The organism is Streptomyces sp. NBC_01142 (assembly GCF_026341125.1).
Taxonomy (GTDB): domain Bacteria; phylum Actinomycetota; class Actinomycetes; order Streptomycetales; family Streptomycetaceae; genus Streptomyces.
In genome coordinates, this window is sequence record NZ_JAPEOR010000002.1 from 1,496,376 (window position 1) to 1,509,408 (window position 13,033).

Annotated in this window: 16 protein-coding genes; 7 read left to right on the forward strand and 9 right to left on the reverse strand. The window is 68.7% G+C overall.

Going from position 1 to position 13,033, the window contains the following annotated elements:
• Positions 1-34 precede the first annotated feature (34 nt).
• Positions 35-781 (reverse strand): DNA repair protein RecO, encoded by a 747-nt coding sequence (gene recO / locus OG883_RS24295; protein WP_266544560.1) that lies wholly within the window; start codon positions 779-781, stop codon positions 35-37.
• 302 nt (positions 782-1,083) lie between these two features.
• Between recO and OG883_RS24300 the strand changes: the two genes are divergently transcribed.
• Positions 1,084-1,491 carry a YciI family protein gene (locus tag OG883_RS24300; RefSeq protein WP_266544563.1) on the forward strand — a complete coding sequence of 136 codons (408 nt, stop codon included), beginning with the start codon at positions 1,084-1,086 and terminating at the stop codon, positions 1,489-1,491.
• 8 nt (positions 1,492-1,499) lie between these two features.
• The gene (locus tag OG883_RS24305) at positions 1,500-2,675 is read left to right on the forward strand and encodes an RNA polymerase sigma factor (protein WP_266549390.1); all 1,176 of its coding nucleotides are present in this window, start codon (positions 1,500-1,502) and stop codon (positions 2,673-2,675) included.
• Between the two features lie 115 nt (positions 2,676-2,790).
• On the opposite strand, the gene OG883_RS24310 is transcribed toward OG883_RS24305, so the two are convergent.
• Positions 2,791-3,060 carry a DUF1905 domain-containing protein gene (locus tag OG883_RS24310; protein WP_266544566.1) on the reverse strand — a complete coding sequence of 90 codons (270 nt, stop codon included), beginning with the start codon at positions 3,058-3,060 and terminating at the stop codon, positions 2,791-2,793.
• 104 nt (positions 3,061-3,164) lie between these two features.
• Between OG883_RS24310 and OG883_RS24315 the strand changes: the two genes are divergently transcribed.
• Positions 3,165-3,422: a type II toxin-antitoxin system VapB family antitoxin gene (locus OG883_RS24315; RefSeq protein ID WP_266544569.1), complete on the forward strand. Its 258-nt coding sequence runs from the start codon at positions 3,165-3,167 to the stop codon at positions 3,420-3,422.
• Positions 3,423-3,836: a PIN domain nuclease gene (locus OG883_RS24320; protein ID WP_266544572.1), complete on the forward strand. Its 414-nt coding sequence runs from the start codon at positions 3,423-3,425 to the stop codon at positions 3,834-3,836. It abuts the gene before it with no gap.
• Positions 3,837-3,845: 9 nt separating this feature from the next.
• Here the strand turns inward: OG883_RS24320 and OG883_RS24325 are convergent, their stop codons facing one another.
• Both OG883_RS24325 and OG883_RS24330 read right to left on the reverse strand, forming a co-directional pair.
• Positions 3,846-4,061 carry a hypothetical protein gene (locus tag OG883_RS24325; RefSeq protein WP_266544575.1) on the reverse strand — a complete coding sequence of 72 codons (216 nt, stop codon included), beginning with the start codon at positions 4,059-4,061 and terminating at the stop codon, positions 3,846-3,848.
• Positions 4,058-4,297, reverse strand: a complete 240-nt coding sequence (locus OG883_RS24330; RefSeq protein ID WP_266544578.1) for a hypothetical protein — start codon at positions 4,295-4,297, stop codon at positions 4,058-4,060. The genes OG883_RS24325 and OG883_RS24330 overlap by 4 nt, the downstream gene beginning before the upstream one ends.
• Positions 4,298-4,411: 114 nt before the next feature.
• On the opposite strand from OG883_RS24330, the gene OG883_RS24335 reads away from it, so the two are divergent.
• Together OG883_RS24335 and OG883_RS24340 are read left to right on the forward strand one after the other, a co-directional pair.
• Positions 4,412-5,245 carry a helix-turn-helix transcriptional regulator gene (locus tag OG883_RS24335; protein WP_266544581.1) on the forward strand — a complete coding sequence of 278 codons (834 nt, stop codon included), beginning with the start codon at positions 4,412-4,414 and terminating at the stop codon, positions 5,243-5,245.
• Positions 5,227-5,499, forward strand: coding sequence for a DUF397 domain-containing protein (locus tag OG883_RS24340; RefSeq protein ID WP_266544584.1), 273 nt, complete (start codon positions 5,227-5,229; stop codon positions 5,497-5,499). Before OG883_RS24335 ends, OG883_RS24340 begins: the two co-directional genes overlap by 19 nt.
• Positions 5,500-5,506: 7 nt before the next feature.
• Here the strand turns inward: OG883_RS24340 and OG883_RS24345 are convergent, their stop codons facing one another.
• A complete protein-coding gene (locus OG883_RS24345; protein WP_266544586.1) occupies positions 5,507-6,322 on the reverse strand; it encodes a hypothetical protein in 816 nt (271 codons plus the stop codon).
• Between the two features lie 495 nt (positions 6,323-6,817).
• Here OG883_RS24345 and OG883_RS24350 point away from each other — a divergent pair, with 495 nt between their 5' ends.
• Positions 6,818-8,188, forward strand: coding sequence for an FAD-dependent oxidoreductase (locus OG883_RS24350; RefSeq protein WP_266544589.1), 1,371 nt, complete (start codon positions 6,818-6,820; stop codon positions 8,186-8,188).
• Between the two features lie 434 nt (positions 8,189-8,622).
• Here OG883_RS24350 and OG883_RS24355 read toward each other — a convergent pair whose 3' ends face one another.
• The 4 genes from OG883_RS24355 to OG883_RS24370 all read right to left on the reverse strand — a co-directional run bounded on the left by OG883_RS24355 (position 8,623) and on the right by OG883_RS24370 (position 12,849).
• The gene (locus OG883_RS24355; protein ID WP_323180960.1) at positions 8,623-9,915 is read right to left on the reverse strand and encodes a VanZ family protein; all 1,293 of its coding nucleotides are present in this window, start codon (positions 9,913-9,915) and stop codon (positions 8,623-8,625) included.
• 60 nt (positions 9,916-9,975) lie between these two features.
• Positions 9,976-10,371: a hypothetical protein gene (locus OG883_RS24360; protein WP_266544591.1), complete on the reverse strand. Its 396-nt coding sequence runs from the start codon at positions 10,369-10,371 to the stop codon at positions 9,976-9,978.
• 577 nt (positions 10,372-10,948) lie between these two features.
• Entirely contained in the window at positions 10,949-11,617 is a 669-nt protein-coding gene (locus OG883_RS24365) for a response regulator transcription factor (protein WP_266544594.1), read from the reverse strand.
• Positions 11,614-12,849 (reverse strand): sensor histidine kinase, encoded by a 1,236-nt coding sequence (locus OG883_RS24370; protein ID WP_266544597.1) that lies wholly within the window; start codon positions 12,847-12,849, stop codon positions 11,614-11,616. The genes OG883_RS24365 and OG883_RS24370 overlap by 4 nt, the downstream gene beginning before the upstream one ends.
• Between the last annotated feature and the right edge of the window lie 184 nt (positions 12,850-13,033).

The window sequence follows — 13,033 nt, forward strand, 5'->3', positions numbered from 1 at the left end:
GGCTCACATCTCCTATTTCGCTGCTTTGCTGCTTCTACTTCTCGACGTACCTCAGTGAACGCAGTCCGCGCTCCAAGTGCCAGTGCAGATAGGCGGACACCAGCCCGCTGCCCTCCCTGACGTGGCGGGCCTCGCACGCGTCCGCCGTCGGCCAGTCGCCGGTCAGCAGCGCGCTGAGCAGCCCGATGGCCTCCGCAGAGGGTACGACGCTGCCGGGTACCCGGCAGTCGCCGCATATGACGCCGCCCGCGGCGACGGAGAAGAACCGGTTCGGTCCGTGCAGGCCGCATTTCGCGCAGTCGTCGAAGCTGGGCGCGTAGCCGTTGACGGAGAGGGAGCGCAGCAGGAAGGCGTCGAGGATGAGATGTGGCGCGTGTTCGCCACGGGAGAGGGTGCGCAGGGCGCCGACGAGGAGGAGGTACTGCTGGACGGCGGGCTCGCCCTCGTGGTCGGTGAACCGCTCGGCGGTCTCCAGCATGGCGGTGCCGGCGGTGTAGCGGGCGTAGTCGGTGACGATGCCGCCACCGTACGGAGCGATGGTCTCGCTCTGTGTGCACAGGGGAAGCCCGCGGCCGACGAGCTCGCTGCCGCGGGCGAAGAACTGCACATCGACGTGCGAGAAGGGCTCGAGCCTGGCGCCGAACTTGGACTTGGTGCGCCGTACGCCACGGGCGACGGCGCGCACACGGCCGTGACTGCGGGTGAGCAGCGTGATGATGCGATCGGCCTCGCCCAGTTTCTGGGTACGGAGGACGACGCCGTCGTCACGGAACAGGCTCATGCGGCCATTGTCCCGTACGGCCTGCGGCCGACCGCCATCGGATGCTCGATCCGGCTCTTCGTACAGCGACGCACGCGAGGCCTTCTCCTGCTTCGGTTGCTCGGCCGCTGCTGATCCTGGAAAGCCTCGCTCCGTCTCGCCCTCGCGCCACGGCGTGGACCCGGGCACCGCGGGACGGCTCACCCAGGTTCATCTGCGAGAGCCAAAAAAGTTCGGACGTCGATGTCGAGAATCCGTGGCCGGCTCCGTCCCCGCAGTGAACGCGACCAGAATGGGTCGCACCAGCACCGAGGAGAAACACGATGGCCAAGTACTTGCTGCTCAAGCACTACCGCGGCGCCCCGGCTGCGGTCAACGACGTGCCCATGGACCAGTGGACGCCGGAGGAGATCTCGGACCACGTGCAGTACATGAACGACTTCGCGGCCCGGCTCGAGGGGACCGGCGAGTTCGTCGACGGTCAGGCACTCTCCCCCGAGGGGATGTTCGTCCGGTACGACGGCGAGGGTCGCCCGCCGGTCACCGACGGACCGTTCGCCGAGACCAAGGACCTCATCGCCGGCTGGATGGTGATCGACGTCGACAGCTACGAGCGCGCCGTCGAGCTGGCCGGGGAGCTGTCGGCCGCCCCTGGGGCGGGCGGAAAGCCGATCCACGAGTGGCTCGAGGTGCGCCCGTTCCTGGCCGCGCCGCCCACCATCACGGAGTGACCTCTCAGGTGAACGAGGACCTGCTCCGGAGCCTCACGCCGAGCGTGCTCGCGATCCTCGTCCGCCGCGGAGCCGACTTCGCGGCGGCCGAGGACGCCGTGCAGGACGCGCTGGTCGAGGCGGTCCGCGTCTGGCCGGCCGACCCTTCCCCGAGCTCTTCGAGCAGGGGCGCCCCCATGCGGGACCCGAAGGGCTGGCTGGTCACCGTGGCCTGGCGCCGGTTCCTCGACGCGACCCGCGCGGACGCCTCCCGCCGCCGGCGTGAGGACCTCGTCGACGAGGAGCCGGCTCCCGGGCCCGCACAGGCGGTGGACGACACGCTCCAGCTCTACTTCCTGTGCGCCCACCCGTCGCTGACGCCGTCGTCCGCGGTCGCGCTCACGCTGCGCGCCGTCGGCGGGCTGACCACCCGCCAGATCGCCAAGGCCTACCTGGTGCCCGAGGCGACCATGGCGCAGCGCATCAGCCGGGCCAAGCGCACCGTCTCCGGCGTGCGGTTCGACCAGCCCGGCGACGTCGCCACCGTGCTGCGCGTCCTCTACCTGGTCTTCAACGAGGGCTACTCCGGCGACATCGACCTCGCCGCCGAGGCCATCCGGCTCACCCGGCAGCTCGCGGCCGCGATCGACCACCCCGAGGTGGCGGGGCTGCTCGCCCTCATGCTGCTCCACCACGCCCGGCGCGCCGCCCGGACCACGCCCGACGGCAGCCTGGTGCCGCTCGCCGAGCAGGACCGCGACCGGTGGGACACCGAGTCGATCGCCGAGGGCGTCGAGATCCTGCAGGCGGCCCTCGCCCGCGACCGGCTGGGCGAGTTCCAGGCCCAGGCCGCCATCGCGGCACTCCACGCCGACGCGCCCACCGCCGAGGAGACCGACTGGGTGCAGATCGTCGAGTGGTACGACGAGCTCACGCGCCTGACCGACAGCCCGGTCGTCCGGCTCAACCGCGCGGTGGCAGTCGGCGAGGCCGACGGACCGCGCGCCGGCCTGGCGGCGCTCGTGGCGCTGGACGACTCACTGCCCCGCCACGCCGCGGTGGCGGCGTACCTCCACGAGCGCGACGGCGACCTGGCGACGGCGGCACGGCTGTACGCCGAGGCGGCCCGGAAGGCACCCAACCTCGCCGAGCGCGACCACCTGACGCGCCAGGCCGCCCGGCTCAACGCCCGCCGGTGTCGCTGACGGGTCGCGCCCGGATTTTCCCGCAGCACTTGGTGCGGCCCCGTGGCCGGAGCGGTCGCCTCACAGTGAGCAGGCGGGTCGGGACCAGCTGCGCGACGCGTTCCACGAGGAGCCGTCAATCCTCCACGCGCTCCTCAAGGCGTACGGTCACCGAGTCCCCCGCCTCCTTCCCGATGGCCTTACGCACGTCCACCTTCACCGGAAGCATGTGCGTGCCGTCCCCCAGCGCCATGAACGCGCTCCGGAACGGATGACCGTCGATCGTCCCCCTGACCTTGACCAGGCCCCGGGTGCCGAAGTACTCGACGGACTCGGGCCACACCAGGTAGGTCCAGCCGCCCTTGTTCGGGCTCTTCCGCAGGGTTGCGGTGAATTGTTCGTCCATGCAGGGGGGACCGCGCGGGGCGGGAGAACTCATCGCAGCCCTCCCGGATGTATAACGGAAGAGGTATATTGATATACGTCACTGTGTATACCCCGGGAGGGCCCATGAGCCGCACGGTCATCGACCTCGACGACGAGGCTCTGGAAGCAGCCGCGAAGGAGCTCGGCACCACCACCAAACGCGACACGATCAACACAGCCCTGCGCGAGGTGACCGCACGATACCGGCGGCTGCGCGCTCTCGAAGAGTCCCGCGAGCTCGCCGCGGAAGGCGCCGTGGACATGGACATCCTCCTGGACAAGCGCAAGTACCGAGGCGGCGTACAGAGCGAAGAGTCTTCCGAGATGCGCAGGAGCGCATGAGTGAGCGTCGCCGACTACCTCATCGACACCTCCGCCCTCGCCCGTGTCCTGCGAGGCCACATCACAGTCGAGTGGGATAACAGGATCGGTGCCGGTCTCGTCGCGATCTGCGATTTCACCGAGCTCGAAGTGCTCTACTCCGCACGCTCGCCGGAGGACCGGAAACGGATGAAGAGTGTCCTCGATGTCTACTACAGCTGGTGCCCGATCCCGGACGGTATCTACCGGCGGGCACGAGTAGTACAGGAACAGCTCACCGCCAAGAGCGAACACCGCAGCGCCGGACCCGTCGATCTCCTCGTAGCCGCTGTCGCCGAACAGTCCGGCCTCACGCTCCTCCACTACGACCGGGACTTCGAAACGATCGCCCGGACCACGGGGCAGCCGACCCGCATGATCGACCTCCGGAGCTGACCTCTCGCGTCACGGAAGCTCGCCCCGACTGCGTGCGTTCACGTACGCAGTCGTCGCACTGATCCGTTCCGCCGCGGTCGCGGGCCGCACCTGCGGCGGCTCGCACTCCCACTCCCGGCCCCCGCCGACGGGTCTCAGCAGCAGCCGCGGACCCACCTCTCCCATGAGCCGCCCCACGCGGCCGGTGCGGATGTCGACGACGAACGAGCCGATGGGCGATGTCACCGTGCGGCTCCCCGTTCCTTCGGCAGTACGGCCGCGAGCATGCGGACCGTGCCGACGTCGCAGCGCCCCAATTCCACGAGGGGACAGGGGGTCTCCCGTGCGTACGAAGCGAGGTCCATCCGCAGCGACGGCAGGGTAATGCCGGACCGCGCCAGAGCCGTACGCAAATTGTTCACAGCGTCCTCTGCCTCGTCGATGCAATCCACCGAGTGCCGAGGGTTTTCATTGCTCGCCATGACTTCCCTTCCCGATCAGATCTCACGTTTCGCATTACAACGGTGACGGTGCGCAGCTACTCTCGCCAGGGGTACGCGCACTACAACGGGCAGGCAGCACAAGGGGTTTGATTCATGGCCAATGGTTCTCGGCAGGCGGCGTGGGAGTTCTTCGGGACCGAGTTGAAGCGGCTCCGGGAGGATGCGGGATTCACTCAGGCGACGCTGGGCGCGCGGGTTTTCGTGTCGGGCGGGTACATCGGTCAATTCGAACAGGCCATTCGGAAGCCGCAATTGGATGTGGCTCAGCGGATCGATGAGACGCTGCAAACCGGAGGCTTTTTCGAGCGGATGTGCCGGAAGCTGATCAATAGTTCGCGGTACGCGGACTACTTCGCGGCCGCGGCGGAGCTTGAAGCGCTCGCGACGAAGATCTGCGACTTCGCACCCACAGTAGTCCCGGGGCTCCTCCAGACCGCGGAGTACGCACGCGCGGTCGTCCTGGCGAGCAATCCGCTCGCTGCCGAAGAGTACGTCCAGGAGACGGTCAACGCGCGGATCGACCGCGCACAGATCCTCAAGGACGCTGCGCGGCCCGTGCATTGGGCCATCCTGCACGAGGCAGCGCTGCACATCCCAGCGGGTGGGCCCACCGCGATGGCGCAGCAGCTGGACCACATCGCGGCCCTTGTACGCGAACGGAAGGTACTGGTCCAGGTTCTGCCGAACGCGGCAGGGGCGTACCCACAGATGGGCAAGATGCTGAGGCTCATGGAGTTCGAGGACGCTCCGCCAACGGCCTATACAGAAGGCGTGTATTCGGGGAATCTGCTGGACGATCCGGCTGTGGTGAAGCGAGCGCAGGCGACTTACGATCTGCTGAGGGCCGCCGCGTTGTCGCCGGAGGCGTCCCTGGCCCTGATCGAATCGGCGGCGGAGGACTTCAGACGATGCGTGAGTACGACCTGAGCACCGCCCAGTGGCGCAAGAGCAGCTACAGCGACGGCGACGGCGGCGAGTGCGTCGAAGTGGCGTACGCCTTCCCTGGCGCAGCCTGGCGCAAGAGCACCCACAGCGGCGGCGACGGAGGAGAGTCGTGCGTCGAGGTACTCGACGACGTCCCCGGCGTCGTCCCCGTACGCGACAGCAAGAACCCCTCCGGGCCCGTCCTCGTCGTCGGGGCCGCCGCCTGGACCGCGTTCGTCGGGGGCGTCACCCGCTGACGACGGTCTACTTGACGTGTCGCCCGGGGTGCCGCGTCACCTCCGCGTCCTTTCTGATGGCGCGCGCCAGCACGACCCCGACGAGGATCAGGACGACGCCGAACCAGGACGCCCCGGCGTCGAAGATCAGGACGACGATGCCGATCGGGATGAGCAGACCGACCAGCGGGATCAGCAGGGCGCGGACCGGCGGCGAGTGATGGACCGTGTTGGTGCGGCTCCGGACGACCTGCGGGTACCACTCGGTGAAACGCAGCGCCGCGACGATCGCCGCGATCTGGATGATCCACGCGGTCCAGAGGTTGTCCGGGTTGTGCAGAACGAGATCACCGAAGCCGCCCGCGACGGCCGCCACCAGGAAGGCGAGGCCCCAGACTCCTGTGATCACGTAGTTGGTACGCAGGAACTGGGGCGAGTCCCAGTGCTCGCGGTCGACCCGTTCGCGTGCGTACTGCACCGTGAACGGCACCCTCACCGCCATGGAGCCGAAGGCGATGACGGCCAGCGCGATGTTGGAGACCTCACCGGCGTACGTCTCCAGCCATCTGTGGGTGCCCGGTGAGGCGATGGCTCCGATGACGGCCAGCGCGGCGAAGAAGACGACGTCCGACACTTCGAGGATCTTGATCGAGCTGCCGGGGCGGAGCAGCCGCCCCGCGATGACGAGTGCCACCGCCACCGCCAGGGCGATACCCACTGCCACCTCGAAGCGGCCCGGCCCGACCAGGACCGAGAAGATGATCCACGGGGACATCCCGATGGCCGGGCTTTCGAGCAGGCCGACGAGACGACCGCCCGGTGCTGTACCTGCGGCAGCGTGCATGGCGCGGGGCCCCTTCCCGTGGATCCCCTTGGTTCCCGGCGTTTGGTTCCCAGCGTGCCGCGTGACGCCCGGCCACGCGACGTGAGCTCGGAGGCCGCGGGGCGTGTCGACGATCTGCGAGAGCGCCACGGTCAGCGCGTTCTCCCTGGTGAGGGCGTCGACCGCGCCGAGGCGGCCCAGCCACTTGCGGTGGTGTCGGGTTCCACCGTGTCGGCGACGGCCTGCAGGGAGAGCCCCGGGCGGGGGCGGTGCGAGTGGGCCGGAAGGAGGCGGTTAGGGTGTCCTTACCCGACCTCTCATGGGGCGGGTGGTCATAGACCAGGCTTATGGGTCCATAGGTACGGGACGGGTACCGCAGCGGAAGCGTCGTTGCCAGGGTGGCGTACGAGACTGCACTGCTGCCGCGTACTCCGCGCCCGCACCCGATGTACCGGACAGCCGTGCCTCTCCCGCCGGGGCCACGCCCCCGTGGACCTCGCTCGAAGGGAACCTGTCATGCCCCGCCCCCTGCGGGTCGCGATCGTGGGTGCCGGCCCCGCCGGGATCTACGCCGCCGACGCGCTGCTGAAGTCCGATGCCGCCACCGATCCCGGCGTCTCCATCGACCTCTTCGAGCGGATGCCGGCCCCGTTCGGGCTGATCCGGTACGGCGTCGCCCCCGACCACCCGCGTATCAAGGGCATCATCACGGCCCTCCACCAGGTGCTGGACAAGCCGCAGATACGTCTCTTCGGAAATGTCGACTACCCGACCGACATCAGCCTTGACGATCTCCACGAGTTCTACGACGCGGTGATCTTCTCCACGGGCGCGGACGCCGACCGGGCGCTGGACATACCCGGCATCGACCTCGACGGCTCCTACGGGGCCGCCGACTTCGTGTCCTGGTACGACGGGCACCCGGATGTGCCGCGCACCTGGCCGCTGGAGGCGGAGAAGGTGGCCGTCCTCGGTGTCGGCAATGTCGCCCTGGACGTGGCCCGCATCCTCGCGAAGACCGCGGACGAGCTGCTGCCGACCGAGATCCCGCCGAATGTGTACGAGGGTCTGGCCGCCAACAAGGCGCTCGAGGTGCATGTGTTCGGGCGGCGTGGCCCGGCGCAGGCCAAGTTCAGCCCGATGGAACTGCGCGAACTCGACCACTCGCCGAACATCGAGGTCGTCGTCAACCCCGAGGACATCGACTACGACGACGGTTCCATCGCCACCCGCCGCGCCAGCAAGCAGGCGGACATGGTCGCGAAGACGCTGGAGAACTGGGCGATCCGGGATGCCGGCGACCGCCCCCACAAGCTGTTCCTGCACTTCTTCGAGTCCCCCACCGAGGTCCTCGGCGAGGACGGCAAGGTCGTCGGTCTGCGTACCGAGCGCACCGAGCTGGACGGCACGGGCAACGTCAGGGGCACGGGCGAGATGCACACCTGGGACGTGCAGTCCGTCTACCGGGCGGTCGGCTATCTGTCCGACGAGCTGCCCAAGCTGCCGTTCGACTTCCTCACCGGCACAGTCCCGCACGAGGGCGGCCGCGTCATCGAGGAGGGCGGCGAGCACCTTCCGTCCACCTATGTGACCGGCTGGATCAAGCGCGGGCCCGTGGGCCTCATCGGCCACACCAAGGGCGACGCCAACGAGACGGTCGCCAATCTCCTCGACGACCACAGCAACAACCGGCTGCTCTCCCCCGGCGCACCGGGTGAGGACGCGGTGGTCAACTTCCTCGAGAGCAAGGGTGTCTCCTACACGACGTGGGAGGGCTGGCACCGCCTGGACGCGGCGGAGCGGTCGCTGGGCGAGGCGGAGGGGCGTGAGCGCGTGAAGATCGTCGAGCGCGAGGCGATGATCCGCGCGAGCGCGGAGCAGGGCTGAGCGGGGGGCTTGTTCCCTGACCGGGGGCTTGTTCCCAGATCCCCCGGAACGCCCCGCGGGCGTTGCCCTCAGGCGCCGGACGGGCTGCAACGCAGCCCCGCCGGCGCTTGAGGCGCCGTTCCGGGGTGGAGGCCCTGGAGTCTGTTGCTGCCGGGCACCGCCGCTTCTTCGTCGGGCGGTCTCGCCGGCCCCGCCGCGATGCAGTCTGACGGTGGGACGCCACGTGGCTCCCGCCCCTGCCTGTCGGATCGGTCCCCGGCGTATGAAGGGGGCTTGCCTGCTCCGATTGCGGGAGCTGTATGGGCCGAACGACGACGTGCGCGTGTCCAGGGCGACGCCCGGATGGTCCGCGTGCTCTTCCAACGGTTTGACGCTGGAACGCCGAGGCGCCGCCTCTGCCCAGGGTTTGGGGTGAAGGCGGCGCCTGGATGGGGTTATGTCCGCGGGGCCGGCGGGGCTGACTCGCTTTGTTTGTCCGGCTGTACTGGTAGCCCGGTGACAGCGTCGAGGAAGACGTCGGAGTTGTTCACGCCGATGAGCCAGACGGGTCGCCAGTTCCCGCCCACGCGTTGTGCGAGGAGCAGCGCGCTGGAGGCCTTGCCTTTTGCCTGCTGGCCGGCCAGACGCTTGGCATCGAACTCCGTGATGGCTGGTTCGGGAAGGACAGGATCTCTCTCCGGTCTGGAGGTGAATCCGAGGATGCGGCCTGCTCTGGTGACGGTGAGATCGAGCCGCATCGGCATCATGATGCCGCTGAAGTAGCGCCGGTAGGTCACCACGTATACGGAGTCGGGACCATCTCCGACTGTTCGGATCTGCTGTTTGCTTCGGGCGATGCTCTGGGGGAGCCACTTCTTCGCGTAGCCGTTCGCGATCTTCGTGGCCTCTGCTGCGGTGACGTTGCCCGGGTCGCCCTGGTTGTCGGACGACCAGGCCTGGATCAACGTACGGTCGGGCCACCATCCTGAGATGGTGCCGCGGTTCGTGGACGCGGTGATCAATGAGCGTGATCTCCCGCTCAGCTCGGCAGAGGTCTGCCCGACATGAGTTCCCTCACCGAACACGGCTGTGGCGGCGGTTTTGATCCACTCTTCCGATCCGTCGACTCCGTCCACCTGCGCCCGATGCTGGTCGTCTGTGGCGACAGTGTCGACGGTTTGGGTCTGAGTGAGCAGAAGGCCGGCCAGCACGGCCGCCCCCACGACAGCCAGAGCGGCACCCCAGGCGAGGTCACGCCCCGGCCGGTGGAAGCGGTGCTGACGGATCCCGATCCACGTCGCACCAAGTGCCGCTCCGATCAGCGTTCCCATGACGTTGGCCGTGATGTCCGTGATGCTGCACGAGCGCCCGACGGGCGCGACGGCCTGAACGAACTCGACCCAACCGCTGAAGATCATGAAGCTGGCAGCGACTGTCACCGGCCGCCGCCACAGGAGCACACCCAGACCCGCTCCAGGGACGAACAGAGCAACGTTGAGGAGCGCACTGGATGACGTGAGCACATGCCGCGGAAGACCGACATCACACTGCCCCGCAGACACACCCGAGCTGCTCGGCAGCAAGGTGACCGTCAGGATCCCCGCAACGGCGACAGCCAGCAACACCGGCAGGAGCACCGGTCTCTTCCGCGCCCGGCACACCAGTGCGGTCGGCGCGGCACACATGACAGCCAGGACGGCAAAGGACAGGAACAAGCCGGGGACGGCTCCGATGGACGCTTCAATCATAAATGGCCTCCTGTTCGCTGCGGCCGGGGCAAGTCAACCCCGGCCGCAGACAGGACAGGGTCAGCAGACGTCCAGGTTGGGTGTGTAGTACTTGCCCGTACTCGCGATCATGTAGCCGGCGACCGAACAGTCTGTGGTCTGGGACTTGGCGAGGCCACCCCAGTTCTTGGTCTTCGTCTCGCCAGCCGAGATCTTCATGGCATCCGTCTTGAAGAGGGCAACGCCTGTGCTGAGCGCAAGCTGGATGGAGACTCTGTCGCCCCCAGTCTTCTTGTAGCTGGTCTGGGCGTAGTACAGGCTGCAATTGCCGGTCACGGTGCAGCCGTTGTCCGCGGTGACCTTCAGGACCCCGTTGGACAGCTTGGTGCTCTTCGAGCCGTAGGCGAACGCGGTTCCGCCCGTCAGAGCGATGATCCCGGCTGCCGCTGCAGCAATGGCTATAGCTTTCTTGAACACAGTTCTCTCCCCGTATGGGTGTCATTCTCCGGCGCTTGCAAACCAAGATCGCCAGCCGACACGCCATGTTGGGGGCATGGCGGCACTGCCTCAAACCGCCTTAGGGCGCAGTGGCCGAAAGGACTCAAGTCCTTCGGCTGGGCGTCGCATGCCTCGCGCTACTGGATGTCATGAAACTCAAGGCTCTTCGGGCGCATGGCGAACGCCCTGCAGCCGCTCACGATTGGCAGAGAATCGACGGCAACACCGAACTGATAGTGCGCGTCATAATCCGGCGGTCGCCGGTGCGTGGACACCGACTGGTCATCACCGGAGCCGAAGATGCCTTCGCGGCCACTCGGCCAGCATGTGGGGGTGTGTCGGGGCTGGCCGGCAGTCCCTCGGGTGACTGGTGCGGGATGATCGGCCCGGCATCGGGCCGGGGTGCACGTCCCTCAGCATTCGCCCTACATCTCGCCCTACGGTCGCCCCTGCGTTCTCGTTCTGCGCTGATCCAATGCTCCCAGGGTGAGTACGGGCCGAGGTCATAAGATCGTTAAGCAAGCACATTGATGCGATCCAGTGTGGCCGGATGCGTCTAGGCGTCTCCCGGGACCACCAGCCCCGACTCGTACGCCACGATCACCAGCTGTGCCCGGTCCCGGGCTCCCAACTTGCCCATGATCCGGCTGACATGGGTCTTCGCGGTCAGCGGGCTCAGGCCCAGCGTCTCGGCGATCTCCGTGTTGTTCAGGCCGCGCGCGAGCAGCGCGAGCACCTGGCGTTCGCGGTCGGTCAGACCGTCCGGGCCGCCCGTGGTGGGCGGCCCCGAGGGCGCGCTCAGGACCCGGGCGATCAGACGGGACGTGGGGCCCGGCGAGAGCAGCGACTCCCCCGCCGCCACCGTCCTGATCGCGGCGAGCAGGTCGGCCGGTCTGGTGTCCTTCACCAGGAAGCCGGACGCGCCCGCGCGCAGCGCCTCGAGGATGTGCTCGTCGGTGTCGTAGGTCGTGAGAATCAGGACCTTGACGCCTGCGAGGTCGTCGTCGGAGGCGATCAGGCGGGTCGCTTCGATGCCGTCGAGTTCGGGCATGCGTATGTCCATGACGACGAGGTCCGCGCGTTCGGTGCGGGCCAGTTCGACCGCCTCCGCGCCCGTGCCCGCCTGGCCGACGACCTCCATGTCGCGGGCGGACTCGACGAGCATCGCGAAGGCGGCCCGTACGAGCGTCTGGTCGTCGGCGAGCAGGACGCGGATCGTGCTCATGCGAGGGCCTCCGATGGCTGGAGCGGCAGGACCGCCGCCACGACGAACCCGCCGCCGTCGCGCGGGCCCGCGGACAGTGTGCCTCCCACGCTGCGGGCGCGCTCGCGCATTCCGACGATGCCGTAGCCGGAGCCGCCGGTTTCGCCCGGACCCGTACCGTCGTCGGTGACCGTGACATCCAGCGCCCGGCCGCGCAGTTGGACCGCCACGGTGATCTGCACGCCCGAGCCCCCGTGCCGTACGGCATTGGTCAGCGACTCCTGCACGATGCGGTACGCCGCGGCCTCGACCGCCGGTGGCAGGCGTACCTCCCCGGTGCGCACCGTCAGGTCCGCGTTCGCCGCCCGTACGAGACCGGGCAGCGCCCTCAGATCGGGCAGTGGGCCGTGCGGTTCCGGGCCGTCCGGGCCGTCCGCTCTCAGCACCTCCAAGGTGGTGCGCAGTTCACCGCGCGCGGTGCGGCAGGTGTCCGCTATGTCATCGAGGGCCTTGGCGATCGCGGCCCGGTCGAGCCGGTCGGGATCGACGGCCAGGACATGCGCGGCGACGGAGGTCTGCACGCCGATAAGGGTGATGGAGTGGGCGAGGAGGTCGTGCAGATCGCGGGCGATACGCAGGCGTTCCTCGGCGACGCGGCGGGCGGCCTCCTCCTCGCGGGTGCGTTCGGCCCGCTCCGCTCGGCCCACGACGGAGGCGATGTAGCGACGGTAGACGCGCACGTCCACGCCGAGGACGAGCACCGCCAGGATCCAGCCGGAGGTGCGCAGCGACTCCAGGCCTTGGTGGGTGTTGACCCTGAACATCACCGTGAGGGCGATGCCGATGACACCGGTGCCGATGAGCATGGTGTGCAGCGGACGGAGGATGGTGGCAACGGTGTAGAGAGCCAGGAGGGAGCCGGGGACGGGCGCGAAGTGCGTGTTGTCGAAGGCGTGGTACGGGCCGATGCATGCCAGCACGGCGAGCAGCACGAGAAGCGGCCGTCTCCTGCGCCACGCCAGGGGCACGATGCTGCCGGCGAGCAGCGCCCAGCCGAGTACGTCGGGCTGGCGGCCGTCCTTGACGACCAGAGCCAGTACGACGGCGAGGACACCCGTGCCCGCGGCGATGACGGCGTCGTTGCGCTGCCGGTGCGGCACTGTCAGAGGGTCACGGCTGACGGCGGTGAGAAGGCGCTCGCCGAGGCGGGGGCGGGCGCGCGGGAGTTCGGGGTCGGTCGGCGGCTGCTGCACGGGTCCATCCTCCGGGAAATGCGCCTGCGGGAGGGAGAGGGTTTCCCCGGGCGTCGGGACGCCGCTTCCCGCAACTGGGGGCAAGCCCCCAGAACCCCGGAACGCCCTCCGGGCGTTGTCCTCAATCGCCGGACGGGCTGGGAAGTCCTCGGGCGGGCACTTCAAGCCCCGCCGTACGAGAACC